The sequence below is a fragment of the Bacillus sp. PAMC28748 genome (assembly GCF_014250415.1).
Classification (GTDB): Bacteria; Bacillota; Bacilli; order Bacillales; family Bacillaceae; genus Bacillus; species Bacillus licheniformis.
Genome location: NZ_CP060192.1, coordinates 1,731,558 through 1,747,800, shown reverse-complemented (window position 1 = coordinate 1,747,800; position 16,243 = coordinate 1,731,558). Strand labels below are relative to the sequence as shown.

The 16,243-nt window shown below is 47.5% G+C and carries 16 protein-coding genes, 1 pseudogene and 1 riboswitch; of the genes and pseudogenes, 7 read left to right on the top strand and 10 right to left on the bottom strand.

The annotated features are described in order from the left end of the window. Window positions 1-50 precede the first annotated feature (50 nt). From H7F26_RS08835 to H7F26_RS08820, 4 genes are all read left to right on the top strand, one after another. A complete protein-coding gene (locus tag H7F26_RS08835) occupies window positions 51-299 on the top strand; it encodes a GlsB/YeaQ/YmgE family stress response membrane protein (RefSeq protein WP_003179074.1) in 249 nt (82 codons plus the stop codon). 182 nt (window positions 300-481) lie between these two features. After that, complete coding sequence (locus H7F26_RS08830) at window positions 482-1,762, top strand: Nramp family divalent metal transporter (protein WP_003179070.1); 1,281 nt, start codon at window positions 482-484, stop codon at window positions 1,760-1,762. Window positions 1,763-1,816: 54 nt separating this feature from the next. Beyond that, complete coding sequence (locus H7F26_RS08825; protein WP_003179069.1) at window positions 1,817-2,368, top strand: GNAT family N-acetyltransferase; 552 nt, start codon at window positions 1,817-1,819, stop codon at window positions 2,366-2,368. 71 nt (window positions 2,369-2,439) lie between these two features. Continuing rightward, window positions 2,440-2,691, top strand: coding sequence for a hypothetical protein (locus tag H7F26_RS08820; protein ID WP_009330151.1), 252 nt, complete (start codon window positions 2,440-2,442; stop codon window positions 2,689-2,691). A 129-nt stretch (window positions 2,692-2,820) separates the two neighbouring features. Here the strand turns inward: H7F26_RS08820 and H7F26_RS08815 are convergent. From H7F26_RS08815 to H7F26_RS08795, 5 genes and pseudogenes are all read right to left on the bottom strand, one after another. Further along, window positions 2,821-3,387: pseudogene (locus tag H7F26_RS08815) on the bottom strand (lytic polysaccharide monooxygenase); the annotation flags it as partial. Between the two features lie 179 nt (window positions 3,388-3,566). Then, window positions 3,567-5,288 carry a pyruvate oxidase gene (locus tag H7F26_RS08810; protein ID WP_026699246.1) on the bottom strand — a complete coding sequence of 574 codons (1,722 nt, stop codon included), beginning with the start codon at window positions 5,286-5,288 and terminating at the stop codon, window positions 3,567-3,569. Window positions 5,289-5,396: 108 nt separating this feature from the next. Beyond that, window positions 5,397-7,217 carry an APC family permease gene (locus H7F26_RS08805; RefSeq protein ID WP_011197562.1) on the bottom strand — a complete coding sequence of 607 codons (1,821 nt, stop codon included), beginning with the start codon at window positions 7,215-7,217 and terminating at the stop codon, window positions 5,397-5,399. Window positions 7,218-7,316: 99 nt separating this feature from the next. Then, window positions 7,317-7,460: riboswitch (cyclic di-AMP (ydaO/yuaA leader) on the bottom strand. Window positions 7,461-7,904: 444 nt separating this feature from the next. Beyond that, on the bottom strand, window positions 7,905-10,088 hold the full coding sequence (locus H7F26_RS08800; RefSeq protein WP_025805960.1) for a DNA topoisomerase III: 2,184 nt from the start codon (window positions 10,086-10,088) through the stop codon (window positions 7,905-7,907). A gap of 73 nt (window positions 10,089-10,161) precedes the next feature. Next, window positions 10,162-10,590, bottom strand: coding sequence for a transcriptional regulator LrpC (locus tag H7F26_RS08795; RefSeq protein ID WP_185855252.1), 429 nt, complete (start codon window positions 10,588-10,590; stop codon window positions 10,162-10,164). A gap of 117 nt (window positions 10,591-10,707) precedes the next feature. Here H7F26_RS08795 and H7F26_RS08790 point away from each other — a divergent pair, with 117 nt between their 5' ends. Both H7F26_RS08790 and H7F26_RS08785 read left to right on the top strand, forming a co-directional pair. Beyond that, the gene (locus tag H7F26_RS08790; RefSeq protein ID WP_003179047.1) at window positions 10,708-11,118 is read left to right on the top strand and encodes a carboxymuconolactone decarboxylase family protein; all 411 of its coding nucleotides are present in this window, start codon (window positions 10,708-10,710) and stop codon (window positions 11,116-11,118) included. An 83-nt stretch (window positions 11,119-11,201) separates the two neighbouring features. Beyond that, window positions 11,202-11,495: a DUF3817 domain-containing protein gene (locus H7F26_RS08785; protein ID WP_003179046.1), complete on the top strand. Its 294-nt coding sequence runs from the start codon at window positions 11,202-11,204 to the stop codon at window positions 11,493-11,495. Between the two features lie 31 nt (window positions 11,496-11,526). Here H7F26_RS08785 and H7F26_RS08780 read toward each other — a convergent pair whose 3' ends face one another. The 3 genes from H7F26_RS08780 to H7F26_RS08770 all read right to left on the bottom strand — a co-directional run bounded on the left by H7F26_RS08780 (window position 11,527) and on the right by H7F26_RS08770 (window position 14,317). Then, window positions 11,527-12,468: an LCP family protein gene (locus H7F26_RS08780; protein WP_003179044.1), complete on the bottom strand. Its 942-nt coding sequence runs from the start codon at window positions 12,466-12,468 to the stop codon at window positions 11,527-11,529. A gap of 164 nt (window positions 12,469-12,632) precedes the next feature. Beyond that, complete coding sequence (locus H7F26_RS08775; RefSeq protein WP_003179042.1) at window positions 12,633-13,442, bottom strand: lipid II flippase Amj; 810 nt, start codon at window positions 13,440-13,442, stop codon at window positions 12,633-12,635. A gap of 452 nt (window positions 13,443-13,894) precedes the next feature. Continuing rightward, entirely contained in the window at window positions 13,895-14,317 is a 423-nt protein-coding gene (locus tag H7F26_RS08770; RefSeq protein ID WP_003179040.1) for a pyridoxamine 5'-phosphate oxidase family protein, read from the bottom strand. Window positions 14,318-14,402: 85 nt separating this feature from the next. Here H7F26_RS08770 and H7F26_RS08765 point away from each other — a divergent pair, with 85 nt between their 5' ends. Beyond that, window positions 14,403-14,786 carry a DUF2283 domain-containing protein gene (locus H7F26_RS08765; RefSeq protein ID WP_003179038.1) on the top strand — a complete coding sequence of 128 codons (384 nt, stop codon included), beginning with the start codon at window positions 14,403-14,405 and terminating at the stop codon, window positions 14,784-14,786. A gap of 16 nt (window positions 14,787-14,802) precedes the next feature. Here the strand turns inward: H7F26_RS08765 and H7F26_RS08760 are convergent, their stop codons facing one another. After that, window positions 14,803-15,306 (bottom strand): D-lyxose/D-mannose family sugar isomerase, encoded by a 504-nt coding sequence (locus tag H7F26_RS08760; protein WP_003179036.1) that lies wholly within the window; start codon window positions 15,304-15,306, stop codon window positions 14,803-14,805. 15 nt (window positions 15,307-15,321) lie between these two features. Further along, window positions 15,322-16,191 carry an SDR family oxidoreductase gene (locus tag H7F26_RS08755; RefSeq protein WP_003179034.1) on the bottom strand — a complete coding sequence of 290 codons (870 nt, stop codon included), beginning with the start codon at window positions 16,189-16,191 and terminating at the stop codon, window positions 15,322-15,324. Window positions 16,192-16,243: the final 52 nt, after the last annotated feature.

The following is a 16,243-nucleotide window of genomic DNA, read 5'->3' as shown; positions in this document are numbered from 1 at the left end:
AGACGGGCTAAACATTTAATATAAATCAATTGAAAGAGGGTGGAAAGACAATGTTAGGATTTCTCGTTTCTTTAATCGTAGCCATTGTCATCGGATTAATCGGAGGTGCAATCGGAGGCCACGGTGCACCGGGCTCCATGGTCATCGGCTTTATCGGAGCTTGGATCGGCCACGGGCTGTTTGGTACGTGGGGGCCTGATATTGCGGGATTCGCCATCTTTCCGGCGATTATCGGAGCCGCAATTCTCGTCTTCATTTTAAACCTGATCTTCCGCGGAAGAATGGGTTCTCAAGCATAACTTCCAGCCAGCATCGCCCGAAAGCGGTGCTGGTTTTTTTGTTTGGCCGAAACCATTCTCGCATATACTATAGCATCTTATGGTTGACAATTGATCATTGCGGGCATATGATGATGATATAAATTTGCACTAAGGAAACTTTTATGTACAAGGAAAAACAACTGAGAATATAGGTGAATAAAATGGTCAGTCACGATTTGTCCAAACACTCGCAAATATCAAAAGAAGCCCAAGATGCACTGGATGGAAAAAGCAAAGGCTTCAAAAGGCTGCTCCCTTTTTTGGGTCCGGCGTTTATCGCGGCTATAGCCTATATTGATCCAGGCAATTTCGCCACAAATATCGCGGCTGGTTCGAAATACGGCTACTTGCTTTTATGGGTAATCCTTTTTTCAAATATTATGGCTTTGCTGATTCAGTCATTGTCAGCCAAACTGGGAATTGCAACGGGTAAAAACCTGCCCGAAGTCGCCCGGGAAGAATTCCCCAAACCGGTCTCCATCGGCTTGTGGATTCAGGGAGAGCTTGTCGTGATCGCGACGGACTTGGCCGAATTTATCGGAGCTGCTCTCGGGCTCTACTTGCTGTTCGGCATACCGATGCTTGAAGCATCGATTATTGCTGCCGCCGGATCTTTCGCCATTTTGGAACTGCAAAGGCGCGGCGTCAGACCGCTTGAAGCGGCGATAACAGGAATGCTTTTCATCGTCGTGATCGCATTTGCCTTTCAAACGTTTTTTGCAAAACCTGATATCGGATCGGTTTTGGAGGGCATGTTTGTCCCCCGCTTCGATGGTGCTGACAGCATCCTGCTGGCGGCGGGAATCTTGGGAGCGACGGTGATGCCGCATGCCATCTATCTTCATTCCGCTCTCACACAGCGAAGAGTGGTCGGAAAAACGGAAGCGGAAAAGAAAAAGATATTCCGCTTTGAGTTCATCGACATTTTGATCGCCATGCTGATTGCCGGAGCAATCAATGCGAGCATGCTGATCGTAGCCGCTGCACTGTTTTATAAGAACGGCATTTTCGTCGAAGACCTTGATGTGGCCTTCAGCCACTTCAGCAGCATGGTCAGTCCGCTTTCCGCCGTATTGTTCGGCGTCGGCCTGTTAACAGCCGGTTTATCAAGTTCGTCTGTCGGAACGCTTTCAGGAGATATTATCATGCAGGGCTTCATTAATTTCAGGATTCCGCTTTATTTAAGACGGTTCATTACGATTTTGCCGCCGATCGCTATTATTGCTTCAGGGGTGAATCCGACAACCGCTCTTGTCTTGAGCCAGGTCGTCCTGTCATTCGGCATCGCCTTTGCCCTTATCCCGCTTATCTTATTTACGAGCAATAAACGCATTATGGGGAGCCTGAAAAATGCAAAGTGGATAACAGCCGTCTCATGGCTGATCGCTGCCTTAATCGTCGCCCTCAATATTTTCCTGATTTACGATACATTTTCTGGTTAAAAGTCGGCCTCGGTCGGCTTTTTTATATTATACTGAGAAAAAGGGGGATTCTGGATGTTTAAATTAATGGTACGTGATGATCTGTATTTAAAAATGCTCGAACCAAAAGATGCCAGGGCCGTTTATATGCAGATCCAACAGTCTAAAGATGTGTTGCGGAAATGGCTGTTTTGGGTGGACGGCACAAAGCAGCTGGAAGATACCGAAGCTTTTATCGAAGAAAGCATGAAACAGGCCGCTGCAAACAACGGGTTTCAAGCGGGAATATGGCATCAAGGCCAATTTGCCGGAATCATCGGACTCCATTACATTAACTGGATCAACCGCACGACTTCGATCGGCTATTGGCTCGGGGAGCCTTTTCAAGGAAAAGGAATGATGACGGATGCCTGCCGGGCGCTGATCGATACGCTTTTCAGCGAATACGATTTAAACCGGATTGAAATCAGGGCCGCTGTTCAAAACGTAAAAAGCCAGGCCATTCCGGAAAGGCTCGGCTTCACGAAAGAAGGCTGCCTCAGACAATGCGAGTGGCTCCACGACCACTTCGCCGACCATTTCGTATACGGGCTTCTGAAAGAGGAATATGAGGCCCGCAGCAAATGAGTCCGGGATTTGTCACACGCATTTTACGCTGCAATCTGGTATGATAGATTAAAAAATATGGAGTTTTGAACATGAAAGTATTTATACTGTTTTATCTATGGATTGTCCCGCTCGTCATCGGGCTGATATTTTTTCGGATTACCCAGCGGACAAGCTTTCAAAAAAGGTTTTATCCAGGCTACATCATGATCGGTCTTGCTGCGGCTGTATTTGCCGTCTGCTACTTGATCGGACAGCCTTACCTCGGGAATTTCTTCGGCGGTACGATGCTGTTCGGCACCCTGCTGCCGTTTATGGCTGCCGCAATGAAGAAAAAGAAATAACGAATCTCAAAAACCCCGGCTCTCCAAAACATGCCGGGGTTTTGATCGCTTATTTTCTCTGTTTGCACCAAAACCCGCTGATTCACAAATCGGTTTTCCAGACAGACAAGAAAAGTCCAGGCTTTATTTGTTTACTAGATCAACATCAATCACTTGATAGAAAGCGTTTTCAGTATCAGCCACATCCCAAACGGCAAGTATGACATGATACCCGAGGCGGTCTTCAGGAATATAAATGTGGTGAGATAAATTGCGAGATGCAGGGGAACCGTCATGCGGAACGGCGCCAATCAGTTCAAAGTCTGCGCGCTTAAGCGGTTTGTCAGGATCCCAGCCTTTTTTGGTGATATAGTAGTGCCATTGGCTCGTATTGTGGGGGGCGGTATATGTCCAGGTAAAGGTGTGTTCTCCGCCGGTCATGATATGTTTAAACCAGCGATTTTCCGACTGCTGATCAAGAATTCCGCCGAACAGCCCGCCTGCGGATGCAATTTGTCCATCTGCCGGGCCGCTATGCGGAAACCCTTTTTTCGCTTCCAGGCTTTGCGGCTCATACATCACGCTTCCACAATTCAGATTGAGAAATCCGAAAGCCTCACTGCACAGAGCCGCTCTGCTCCCCGGTTTTTCGATAAAACCATGAGCGAAGGCCTGCTGAGGAACGATGGACATCCACAGCAATCCGGCTGCTAATATGAAAGCGGTGCTGAAGGTGGTTTTTGGCAAACGATACACGTTACAATCCCCTCTCTTTTCACAGTGTTGAGACGGGTTTTGATGCAAAAAGAAAACATACGCGGCCATTCCAATATTACCCATTCAATTTTAACATCTGACCGTTATAAAGCCAAGGGACGATCTCCCTTGGCATCATACTAAAAAATCCTTTTTAAACTTTTTTTCAGCGGCGGCAAGTCGAGCTCTTTTTTCTCAACTAGTTTTTTGATCATATATTTGCTGTAGTTTACAGCTTGTGTATAGGATATTTTTCCCGGAAGAGGCGGTTCGTCTTCAATTGCCACATCGATAATCGACGGCTTTTGTGAATGAAAGGCGCTTTTCAAAGCAGGAATAAGCTCTTCGTGCTTTGTCACGCTGAAGCCCTTCCCGCCGCAGGCTTCGGCAAACTTGGCATAATCGACGTTTTCGAGCGCCGTCGCATAATTAACATGCCCTTTTTCCTGCTGTTCATATTGAATCATTCCCAAGTTCTGATTATTTAAAATCACGACAACAATGGGCAGTTCGTATTTGACAGCAGTCGGAAAATCGTGCATAGACATGCTGAAACCGCCGTCTCCGCATACGGCTACAACCTGGCGTTCCGGATGGGAAAGCTTTGCAGAAATCGCGCCTGGAAGACCGCATCCCATCGTGCCAAGCCAGCTTGATATCAAAAAATCCTGATTGGTCATATTAAAATGGCGTGCCGTCCAAACCGTCACATTTCCGACGTCAACGGACAGAACCGCATCATCTGCGACCGCGTCCTCAAGTCTTGCAATCACCTGCTGAGGCTTCAGCGGCTCTGTCGCTACCTGTTCGTCTTTTTCAACTTCATAACGCCACTTCCTCATATGTTGTATACAGCTTTCCAAAAATGCGCGGTTCGATTTCCGTTCAATTGTTTTCGTCAGTTCAAAAAGCCCTTTTTTCGCATCGCAGACAAGGCCGGCGGTGACAGGATACCGTTTGCCGATTTTCGCCGGATTGTTGTCAAGCTGAATAGCCGGGGCATCTTCCGGCAGATAATCGCGGTACGGAAATGAAGTCCCCAGCATGATCAACAGATCGCTTTCCTCCATCGCTTCATATGCGGGCTTTGTGCCGATGTGTCCGAGGTTCCCGAGCATATGCGGGTGCCGATCAGGTACGACCCCTTTCGCTGGGAGTGTGACGATGATCGGAGCGGCCGCTTTATCTGCAAACTCGACCAGCTCGTCTCTCGCTGATTTCATTCCCCGTCCCGCTAAAATCACCGGCTTTTTTGCCTGGTTAATCAATTGTGCACACTGCATCAGCTGGCTTTTCTTCGGTTCAAGATCGCCTTCGATATAAAGCGCAGACGTATAAACCGCCTTCCGCTTAATCTTTTCTGCAAACAGATCATCGGATACGCTCAGAACGGCGGCCCCTTTTTGGCTGTATGCGGTACGGATCGCCTGATTCAAAAGGTCAGGCAGGGCTTCAGCCGAATGCACCTGCTGATTAAAGACAGCCACATCCTCAAACATTCGTTCAAGACCGATCTCCTGAAAATAATCTCTCCCGATTTCATCCGAAGACACCTGTCCTGTAATCGCAAGCACAGGCGCCCCGTCAGCTTTCGCATCATACAAGCCGTTCAGCAGATGAACGGCGCCCGGGCCCGCTATCGAAAGGCAGACGCCGATTTTGCCTGTCAGCTTTGCATCGGCTGCGGCAGCGAGAGCAGCGGTTTCTTCATGGCGCACTTGAATGAAGCGGAGGCTGTTTTCTTCATGCCGCAATTCATCGATAAATTCGTTGACGCTGTCGCCCGGCATGCCGTAAACATGATCAATGTTCCATTCCTTCAGCAGTTCTGCAGCTATTTTTCCTGCGGTTTTGTTTGCCATATCACGTCCTCCTTTGTTTTTTCCATACCTCCTTCCATTTCTGCTGAAACGTTTTGCAGCGTACCCGCCAAAAAAAACAGCCTGCAGAGGCATGGCTCTGCAGGTTTTTTACTTTTTAAAATGGTATGGAAGCGTGGCAACAACTATGTCTTTTTTCCACAGGAGCCTCAGCCGCAGCAAAAGCGCGGACTGATTGTGAAGAATGTTGTGCCAGCTTTTTTTCGGAATGAACTGGGGTACGAGAACCATCACAGAGTAGTTGTAGCTCGCCGCTTTGGCTTCAACTGTTTCCAGAAACTTTTCCAATGGGTGGATCAAGCTTCGGTATGAGGAATAAAGCGTTACAAGCCTGACCCCGTTTTGAAGAGCCTCCCATTTCTTCTCAATCTTTTTCTCTTCTTCTTTGTCAAATGATACATGAACCGCAATCACTTGATCTGACAAGGTTTTTGCGTATTGGACCGACTTTTCGACGACGCTTGTCACACCCGCGACAGGTACAATGACGATATTTCCTTTGATCGGCTCCAAAGGCTTGCCTGTTATTCTCAGCTGCTCGCTCACCGCTGTATAGTGCTTTTTCACCACATAAAAGGCCCAAATGACAATCGGCATGAAGATGACAATCGGCCAAACAAGCGCAAACTTTGTAATGAATAAAATCAGCAGCACGACAGCGGAGATGGCGGCTCCTGCTGCATTAATGATCATTTTTGCAATCCAGCCGTCCGGCTTTTCCCTCATCCATTTCAAGCACATCCCCGTCTGCGAAAGGGTAAACGGTATAAACACGCCGACCGCATATAAAGGAATGAGATGCTCCGTCTGTCCGTTAAACAGCACAATCAGCACAATCGATGCAATACCGAGAAAGATGATCCCGTTTGAATACCCTAAGCGGTCTCCTCTGACCGTAAACATTCTCGGCATATATTTATCCCGGGCCAAATTAAACGCAAGCTGCGGGAAGGCCGAGAACCCGGTATTTGCCGCCAGCACTAAAATCATTGAAGTCGTGCCCTGAATGAAAAAGTAAAGGAAAGACCGCCCGAATGTTTCCGATGCAATCTGCGAAACAACCGTCTCTTCGCTTTTCGGCGTGATGCCGTAACCGAAAGCAAGCATTGTAATCCCCGAAAACAGGACAGCCAGCAATATCCCCATCATCGCAAGGGTATTTGCGGCATTTTTTGGCGCGGGATCTTTAAAAGCAGGTATCGCATTGGAAATCGCCTCTACGCCGGTTAATGCCGAACAGCCTGAAGAAAAAGCTTTAAGCAGGAGAAACAGGGACAGCCCGGCAACAGGCGTGCCGACTGCAGCATGCTCCGCCGGCTCGATTTGCCCGGTAAGCAGCTTGTAGCTGCCTGCCGCGATCAGAATCAAGAGAGCGGCCACAAATAAATACACAGGGTATGCCAATATTGAAGCCGATTCTGTCAGCCCTCGTAAATTTAAAACCATAATCAAAAGCACCAGCACAATCGCTATCAGAAGATGATACGGATGCAACATAGGAACTGCCGATGTAATGGCGTCGGTTCCCGCGGAAACGCTGACGGCTACTGTCAAAATATAATCGACAAGAAGAGACCCTCCTGCGACCAGCCCCGGGTTCACTCCAAGGTTTTCCCTTGATACAACATAAGCTCCTCCTCCGTGCGGATAAGAAAAAATGATCTGCCGGTATGAAAGAATTAATGCCGTCAATAAAATCATGACGCCTGCGGCAATCGGCAGAGAATACCATAATGCGGCGGAACTGACAGCCGCCAAAACGATCAGAATCTGCTCTGTTCCGTAAGCGACGGAAGACAGGGCGTCAGAGGAAAGCAAAGCCAATGCTTTTGTTTTTGTAATCTTTTGTTCTCTAAGCTCTTTTGATTTCAATGGCTTCCCGATTAAAAACCGCTTTATTGCACTATACATCATTGTCTTCTCCTTCTTTGCTGTTTTTTCAGTATTTTTTCGCACAAAAAAGCGCAGAGGCAAAAGCCCCTGCGGAATCGGATTTTTATTCCCAGGTTATCTCCCTCTCTCTTAACGCTTACGAGGTTAGCTGACGGATTCGGGCTCACGAGAGTTTGCCCTACCTTTAAAAGGATTCACCCCGGAGGCTGTACGCCTCTAAATGGTTCCCCCGCTCTTTTTTAGATTAAGCGATTTTGGATTATTATAGAGAGATCATACTCCCGTTTACGAGCATTGTAAATACTTTTTTAATATAAAAAAAACCGGCGGTAGACAGGCTTTCTGACCTATTGATTGTACATCAATTCTTTTCTTAAACCCGACAGAGCAAAAGAGAAAATCGAGATATCATGCTTCGTTTTCCGGCTGTGCTCAACTTCGCTAAAATTCCCCTGCCACAAAAGTGCGGGGCGATTTTCCAAAGGCGGAGTCGGTCTTTATACAAGAGCGGCTGACAAGGATTTCAACATTGATCGGCATCCAGAATATCCTCATGTTTCAATCCGATTTTCCTGGGCGCGGCTACATGAATTTCCCGGTTTTTTCCGCGCAGTGAATCTCCTTCTATCATCGCGTCATAACAGCAGCTTTTTGTGATATTTGGACAAATTAAAACAGCCTGCCGTCCCCGGCAGGCTTCCCGTTTTATTGATCAAGCTTCAGCTTCTTCAGCTGTTCGGCGAGCGCATTGTTGATCGGCTCATCCTTGTTTTGCTTTTTCATGTAAGAGTGTACATCGCGTTTTGACGCTTTTGAATTTTTGTCTTTGGCTCTGCGCTTTTCGAAAACGGAGAGCTTTTCGCGGTGGCCGCAGACACAGGCAAAGGTTTGGCCTTCCCCGTGGCCGCGCAGCTCCATGCGCTTATGGCAAACCGGGCAGCGGGCGTTCGTCTGTTTGGCGACCGTTTTCCGATGGCCGCACTCCCTGTCCTGGCAGACGAGCATTGTGCCGCGTTTGCCGTTTACTTTCAGCATCAGTTTTCCGCAGTCAGGGCAATGTGTTCCTGTGATATTGTCGTGCTTAAACTTTTGATTGCTGCTTTTGATTTCTCTGATCGTCTGCTTTGCGTACTCCTTCATTTCTTTAATGAAGGCTGAAGATTTCAGCTTTCCTTTCGCAATGCCTGACAGCTTCTGCTCCCATTCGGCGGTGAGGGCCGGAGATTTTAAATCTGACGGAACAAGCTCAAGGAGCTGTTTTCCTTTTGAAGTAATGTAAATATCTTTTCCTTTTTTCTCAATCAGGAACGTGTTGAACAGCTTTTCGATAATATCGGCGCGTGTCGCGACCGTCCCAAGTCCGCCCGTCTCTCCGAGGGTTTTCACAAGGTTTTTTTCTTCTCCCTGCATAAATGCGGCTGGATTCTCCATCGCAGACAGCAATGTTCCTTCATTAAACCGCGCCGGCGGTTTTGTTTCACCCTTCGTCTCTGTCAAAGACCGGACGGAAAGCGTGTCGCCTTTTGCGAGTTTTGGAAGGGTTTGATCCTTTTCTTCCTCGTCATCATCTTCGTCTGCGAAATCGTACACCGCTTTCCAGCCTTGCGACTGAACTGTTTTCCCTTTTGCCGTAAAGGTTTCTCCGCCGATTTCGGCAAACACTTTTGTTTCTTCATATTCAAACGGCGGCATTAAAACAGCGAGGAAGCGCTTCGCGATCAAATCGTAAAGCTTTCTTTCCTTTTCGCTTAACGCGCCGAGCGCAAGCGGCTCTTCCGTCGGAATAATCGCGTGGTGATCGGATACTTTCGCATCGTTGACAAAGCTTTTATTGGCTTTAACCCCCCGCTTCAGGATCCGGGCCACATGCTGGGCATAAGGCTTCACCTGCATGCCTTCCAAACGGTCTTTCAGCGTCGGGACGATGTCATTGGAAAGAAACCTTGAGTCCGTCCGCGGATAGGTGACGAGCTTGTGCTGCTCATAGAGCTTCTGCAAAACGGACAGCGTTTCTTTTGCGGAAAAGCCGAAGCGTTTATGGGCGTCCCTCTGCAGCTCAGTCAGATCATAAAGTCCGGGAGCAAAGCTTTTTTTCGCCGTTTTTTTCAAGTCGACGATGACGGCCGGTTTGCCTTGCAGCGCTCCTGCAAGCTGCGACGTCACAGATGCGTTGAACGTGCGTGTCTGTGACGTCTTTTTGTCCTGCCATGTCAGCGTCATGCCGTCGACCGCTGCGCGCAAGCCGAAATAAGGGACGGGTTTAAAGTTCTTAATATCTTCCTCTCTTTTGGCGATCATTGCCAGCGTCGGCGTCTGTACGCGCCCGCAGGAAAGCTGGGCGTTGAATTTCGTTGTCAGCGCCCTCGTCGCGTTGATGCCGACGATCCAATCGGCTTCAGCTCGAGCCACAGCTGAATGGTAAAGGTTTTCAAAGTCTTTGCCGTTCTTTAAGTTTTTAAATCCGTCTTTGATCGCTTTGTCAGTAACAGATGAAATCCACAGACGCTTCAATGGCTTCGTGACCTTTGCTTTTTCGATGATCCAGCGGGCGACGAGCTCGCCTTCCCGGCCGGCATCGGTTGCAATGACGATGTCTTTGACATCTTTTCTGATCAGCTGCGATTTTACCGCCTGAAACTGTTTTCCGGTCTTTTTGATCACGACGAGCTTTAAAGGCTCAGGGATGATCGGCAGGTCTTCAAGCCGCCAAGACTGGTATTCCTTTCCGTATCCTTCAGGGTCCGCCAATGTGACCAGATGGCCGAGCGCCCATGTCACGATATAGCGGTCGCCTTCAAGATATCCGTTTCCTTTTTTATGACACTTCAGCACGCGGGCCAAGTCACGGCCGACTGAAGGTTTTTCTGCTAAAACAACTGTTTTAGACACGTCCATCATCACATCACTTTCTTGTTCATGCATCCTTATATTATAACAGATGATACAGATGCATCTCTAATGTTCACGATTCCTTTGTTTCAATTTCCGAAAAAATCACGTGTGTCACGGTTTGGGCATATGGAGACGTTTCATTGATAAACGCTTCGATCTTCGCCAGGCTCTCTGCATTGATTTTCAGCATATAGCAGGCAGCTCCCGCGATCCGGTAGCAGAATTCAATGTTCGGGAGGCGTTCGATATACGCTTTAAACCTCTCGTATTCCCCGTTTTTCACCGTTGCTTCAATGATGCAGGAAACGGGAAGACCGACCTTTTGGTAATCGATGTCAGTCGTATATTTTTTTATGACGCCGAACGATTCGAGCCGCCTGACTCTTTCGGTCACAGACGGTGCCGAAAGGCTGATCTTCCTGCCCAGCTCCCGCATCGATAAACGGCTGTCTTTCTTTAATTCGGCTATGATTTTAAAATCGAGATCATCAATTTTCATATGTAACTTTATTCCCTCCATTCTATTTCATTATTTTAATATTTTCACGAAAATTCTTTCGTTCGAAATTCATATTTCTCTTCTGCTTATATATGATTATGAAGAGGTGATCATCATATGACAAGAATCAATTTTTCAGACAGAGGAGAGACGCCGTTTCAGCGGCTGCTCGGACACTCTGAAAGCCTGATGTCAAGCTGGACGGCTTTAGCTGAGGAGCTGTCAGGAGATGGCTTTTTATCAAAGGAACTGAAGGAGCAGGTGCGCCGTGTGCTGGCTCAGGGAAACGGGTGTGAATATTGCAAGGCCAAGGGGAAGCCCGAGATTCCGAATCAGCAGAAAACGAGCTTTGCGATGGGGTTTGCAGAGGTCTTTTTGGCGCAGAGGGAGCGCGTGTCAGACAGGCAGTTTGATGTTTTAAAAGAAGTGTTTTCAGAAGAAGAAATAACGGAATTGACCGCATTTATTTGTTTTACGACTGCCCAGCAATACTTCGGCGCTTTAATGAAGCTTCCGGCAGACGCATAAATCAATCGGAGAAAAACCTGTCATATTTGTCCCCTTTTGGTTTATAGTATAAAGGTAGACTATCACTCCACAGGAGGTATACTATGCTGCAAACGCCGATTGGCCGCCTTCGGTTGATGGGTTTTATTGAAGGCATGTCGCTTTTAATCCTGCTGTTCATCGCCATGCCGCTTAAATATTGGGCGGATTACCCGATGGCCGTTACGATTGTCGGATCGGTTCACGGCGGATTGTTTATTTTGTATTTGTTTGTTCTGTTGTATGCAACTTTTGTGCTGAGGTGGTCTGTGAAATGGCCGGCTGCCGGTCTTGTGGCCGCATTTGTTCCATTCGGCAATTTCCTTTATGACCGGGGACTAAAAAAATATGATCAGTAAAATCCGCCGGGTTTCCCGGCGGATTTTTTGATCACTCATTTAAAAAGCGTTTCAGCTCTTCCTTGTTTTGTTCAAGGTCTAAATCAAGGACTGCCCCGTATTTTGGATCGTCTTTGTTCGTAAATGATCCGTCAACCGGCAGCCTGAAGCTTTTGGTTTCTTTTACGCTTCCAAGCAAAAAGTCTTTGCCGACGGAGAGTATGACGCCGTTCGGAATGTTTGTTTCAATATACGGATCGACGAGCCCCCACAGCTTCGGAAGCTGTGCGATATTTCCGATGCTCACCGCTTCTTTTTGAAGCTTTGAAAAGACTTCCTGCTGCCTTCTGACCCGTCCAAAATCGCTTTCTCTGTCATGCCTGAACCGGACATAGCCCAGCAGCCTTTCACCGTGAAGAACTTGTTTTCCCGGCTGCAGTGTCATGCCGATTCCGTATGACATTTTTTTCGGAACATCGACTTCGATGCCGTCAGGCGCCACCGCATCAACGATTTTGGCAAAACCTTTAAAATCGATGACAGCGTAATAGTTAATGTCCAAATCAAAGGATTCTTTTAATGTTTTTCTGACGAGTTCCGGGCCTCCGTATGCATAAGCCGCATTGACTTTTTGCTTGTCATATCCCGGAATGTCGACATAGCTGTCCCTCATAATCGAAATCAATTTAGGCTGTTTCTGCTTTTTATTATAGTGGATGACCATCATGGAGTCAGACCTTGAATGGTCTTCCCCTCTTGAATCGATCCCAAGAACGAGGATGTTCACTTCATCAAGATCAGAGCCTTCCCCGTTAAATTCAAACTGTCCGTCTTCTTTAAAATCTCCGTCAGATTCAGATAAGCCTTTTTTGTATTCAAAGTAGGTATAACCCGCTGCTGCTATGATAACCAGCAAAGTTAATGTAAACAGGCGCTTTATGATTTTTCGCCTTTTTCTTTTCGGTTTTCTTACTCTTACTCTAACCCTCTCCACTTTTATCACCGCCACACATAAGACTATCACAGGATGAAACAGCGGGCAATTAATAAAAGAAAGATCAAGCTGTCTAACCCTGTCGAAAAAGATAATATTTTGTTTTCATTTGTTTCATAATGTAATGAAAATTATCGAATTTTGATCTTTTCGTCAAAAATCGACTACATCCACTTCGTCATCCATGCGATATAGTAAGAAGCGGGAATAAATAGTACTTGGGCAAAAATCGTCCCGGCCACCCTCGATGCTGCCATTGTGATCGAAGCCCATTTCAAATACGTATAGCTCCGCTTCCCTTTTGCTACGTCATCTGCAAGTACCGACACCTTTGGATCGACAAACAGCGCGAGCAGCATCGTCGCAACCCCGTTGACAAGGCCGGAGGCCATCACCGCGGTCGTATGCCTTTCGGGCACAAGGACGCCCGCATAAAGAGCGGCAAGAACGCCGATTGTATAAATCGCCGTAATGACCATGTTCAAGACAAACAGCCGTTTCGGTATATAGCGGAACCGAAAGTCTTTCACATATTCCAGGCTCGGTCTTTTTGCATAATGCTTTGCATGCTTGAAGCTATTTTTTGAAAACGCCTTGCGAAACACTTGCAAAACGGAGCCATTTTCTCCTGCCAAATGAACAATCGCTCTCGAAAATACGGCGACGAATGTCGGCAGAAGCAGCATTCCGAAAATTGTGCCGACGGTTGAACCAAAGATCAAAAACCGAAATTGGCTACCGACGAGGGAAAGCGCATCCGCCCCCGCGACATCAACAAGCTTTCCCGTCACAGGCTGCTGAACCATGTTTGACATTCTCGAGACGATGACCATCACATTAAATAATGACAGAGCCGATGCGATAAATCCGACTCTCGCGCCTGACAGCCGGGCAGCGTAAGCGAGCGTTTCGATGGAATGGATCAACAACAGAAAACAAAAAATCAATAGCACCTTGGATGTTAAAAAGTCCATTTACCTTCCTCCAGTCTATAGGTAAGACTGTTTTTAAAACGGAAACGTTTCGGCAAATCAAAAACCGCTCCGGCAAAAGCCGAAGCGGTCTCAATTATCATATTTATTCGAGCAAATAAATTATTATCCGCTGCCAAAGGCGGTCATTTGAATTTCGTAAAAGATCAGCATCTATCGTTCCGAGCGAAAGTAAACACCATGGAATTTCTGATACAAGACAACGAAAGCCCTACCTCTCATTCGTCCTTGCGGCTCCGAAGCCGCGCCAGTGTGAATTGTGAAACAAAAAGTCTTTTTTCCCTCTATCCTGTTAGGGGCGGGTCAGAGGAAGAAATTAGCATCTTCTAAGAAAGAAAAAAGAAGTTTACTTTCCATTTATTTGCTCTTTTGCGTGTTCCTGTTTTTTATTATACTACAGTTCGCCCTTTATGACAAACTGATTGAGCACAGTGCTACATGTCAAGCGTGACCGGGGTGCTTTCGCCTTCATTCATCAGTCTGATTTCCGAAGGCTCAATCTCAAGCACGGTCAAGTTCGGATCGTCCTTTCCGTCAAACCATTGCTCAAGCCTTTCATCCCAAATTTTGTCCTTTAAATCCTTTGAATGGTTGAGCTTTGCCGTACCTGTAATTTCAAGGTATGCATCGCCTAATCCTTCGCCGTTATAACCCAACAGCACGTGGACGTTCGGATTGTTATCAATCTCTTCCGCCTTGTGCGTCTCATCGCTTGTCGGTGTATAAAGCGTCAGCCCGTCATGGAAAAAGGTCATGTAGCGGGAATGAGGCTTGCCGCTTTCAACCGTTGCAAGCGAACCGATTTTATGATGATCGAGAATATCAAGCACCTTGTTCTTCAATTGCTGCTGATCCATTTTGAGGTTCCCTCCTTTGTATCGTCTCCACTGTTACTTTTCCACAATGTCTTGTATATTAAACAATTGAATGGAGGTTTTTGACGTGAATATTTTCATATCGTTTGATGCCGAGGCTGATATGGGCTACATTGCTTTAACGGAAAGGCGGGCCGGATCGGTATCAGCAACAGATGATATCGGCGACACGGCTTTGTCTGCAGACTTTGACCGCCATCAGCGGATCATCGGTGTCGAATTTCCGGGGGACGAGGCTCCGGAAATCGCGCGGCTTGGAACGCTGACCGGCAGAAAATATAAACTTGAACCGGCTTACCTAAACGGGACGCACGTTCGGCGGTTTCGACCGACGGCACAGGAAGCGGTCAAAACACTTTGTGTGAACGGTGTTCAATTTTATTTTGCCGATCATGACGGACGGCACTTCATCGGCTTTGATGTGATGGAGCGAGCGAAAAAAAGCGAATGAGATGGACTCCCATTCGCTAAATTCTCGGATCTGTGAACACATCGTGATCATCGGTGCTTGTTGAAGAAAACTCCGTGACCACCGCACCTTCACTCCCCGCTTTGAACCAATGCTTCGTGTCCGGCGGAATCGTAAACTGTTCGCCGGGCGTGAGCTGAATTTCGTGCCAAACGGTGAAATGTTCAATATCCTCGTCCGGCGGCATAACGGCCGGGGCTTCCGTTTTTTCTCCTTCTACATACAAATACACTTTTCCGTATCTGCACCTGAATGTCTCTTCCTTCCCTTTCTGCTTGTCTACAGGAGGATGCCGGTGTTCGGGGCATGTTTGTTCAGGGAATAATACGAGCTCTTTGGCGCAGTAGCGGTCTGTGTTGACATAGACGAACAGCTGAAGCCCCAGCTTATCCAGCTTATTTAATCCGTAGTCCATGATTTGGATGTTTTCTTTATCATCGTCGTTCAGCACAATGCCCGCTTTCTCGTAGTATTCAATTACATCTTCCTTTGTCACCTTCACACGAGCTTCCCCCTTTTATGTCGTGATAAAGTCTCCGCCGTTGACGTGGAGGGTCTGCCCTGTCATATACGAAGAATCGTCAGATGCTAAAAGCACATAGCAGCCCACATGGTCGACCGGCTGACCTGGACGGCCCATCGGTGTATCTGTACCGAACTTCGCCACTTCCTCCCCTGAAAACGTTGACGGGATCAGCGGCGTCCAAATCGGTCCCGGTGCAACGGCATTGACACGGATGCCGTCTTTGACGAGCGCCTGTGACATCGACCGTGTAAACGCATTGATCGCCCCTTTTGTTGCCGTGTAGTCAATCAGCTGCGGATTGCCCCGGTAAGGGTTGATCGATGTTGTATTGATGATCGCGCTGCCCGGCTCCAGATAATCAATCGCTTTTTTTGTAAAGTAGAAATAAGAGAAGAAATTTGTTTTAAATGTTTTCTCGAGCTGTTCACTGGAAATCTCTTTAATGCTGTCTTTAGGATGCTGTTCGGCCGCATTATTGACAAGAATATCAAGACGGCCCAGCTCCTTCACCGTCTGCTCAACCGCGTCATTGCAGAAAGCTTCATCCCTGACATCGCCGGGAAGCAGCAGGCATTTGACGCCCTCTTTTTCAACGCGCGCTTTCGTCTCCTGAGCGTCTTCGTGTTCATTCAAGTAGACGATCGAGATGTCCGCGCCTTCTTTAGCATAGGCAACGGCAACAGCTCTGCCGATTCCGCTGTCGCCTCCTGTGATCAGCGCGACCTTTCCTTTCAGTTTATCCGTTCCTTTGTAATTTTCATCCTCATAGATCGGACGCGGATTCATGACGCTTTCGATGCCGGGCTGGCGGTCTTGCGTCTGCGCCGGCTGCCCGTTTGTCTGCTGATTGCGCAAATCCATTTGTGATTCCTCCCTTTAGCTGATGTTACTAGACTTTTAACCGGAGAAATTT

Bases quoted from the DNA above. Each gene is read 5' to 3' on its own strand.
- H7F26_RS08835 (WP_003179074.1), top strand. From the start codon at position 51: ATGTTAGGATTTCTCGTTTCTTTAATCGTAGCCATTGTCATCGGATTA.
- H7F26_RS08830 (WP_003179070.1), top strand. From the start codon at position 482: ATGGTCAGTCACGATTTGTCCAAACACTCGCAAATATCAAAAGAAGCC.
- H7F26_RS08825 (WP_003179069.1), top strand. From the start codon at position 1,817: ATGTTTAAATTAATGGTACGTGATGATCTGTATTTAAAAATGCTCGAA.
- H7F26_RS08820 (WP_009330151.1), top strand. From the start codon at position 2,440: ATGAAAGTATTTATACTGTTTTATCTATGGATTGTCCCGCTCGTCATC.
- H7F26_RS08810 (WP_026699246.1), bottom strand. From the start codon at position 5,288: ATGGCAAACAAAACCGCAGGAAAAATAGCTGCAGAACTGCTGAAGGAA.
- H7F26_RS08805 (WP_011197562.1), bottom strand. From the start codon at position 7,217: ATGTATAGTGCAATAAAGCGGTTTTTAATCGGGAAGCCATTGAAATCA.
- H7F26_RS08795 (WP_185855252.1), bottom strand. From the start codon at position 10,590: ATGAAAATTGATGATCTCGATTTTAAAATCATAGCCGAATTAAAGAAA.
- H7F26_RS08790 (WP_003179047.1), top strand. From the start codon at position 10,708: ATGACAAGAATCAATTTTTCAGACAGAGGAGAGACGCCGTTTCAGCGG.
- H7F26_RS08785 (WP_003179046.1), top strand. From the start codon at position 11,202: ATGCTGCAAACGCCGATTGGCCGCCTTCGGTTGATGGGTTTTATTGAA.
- H7F26_RS08775 (WP_003179042.1), bottom strand. From the start codon at position 13,442: ATGGACTTTTTAACATCCAAGGTGCTATTGATTTTTTGTTTTCTGTTG.
- H7F26_RS08770 (WP_003179040.1), bottom strand. From the start codon at position 14,317: ATGGATCAGCAGCAATTGAAGAACAAGGTGCTTGATATTCTCGATCAT.
- H7F26_RS08755 (WP_003179034.1), bottom strand. From the start codon at position 16,191: ATGGATTTGCGCAATCAGCAGACAAACGGGCAGCCGGCGCAGACGCAA.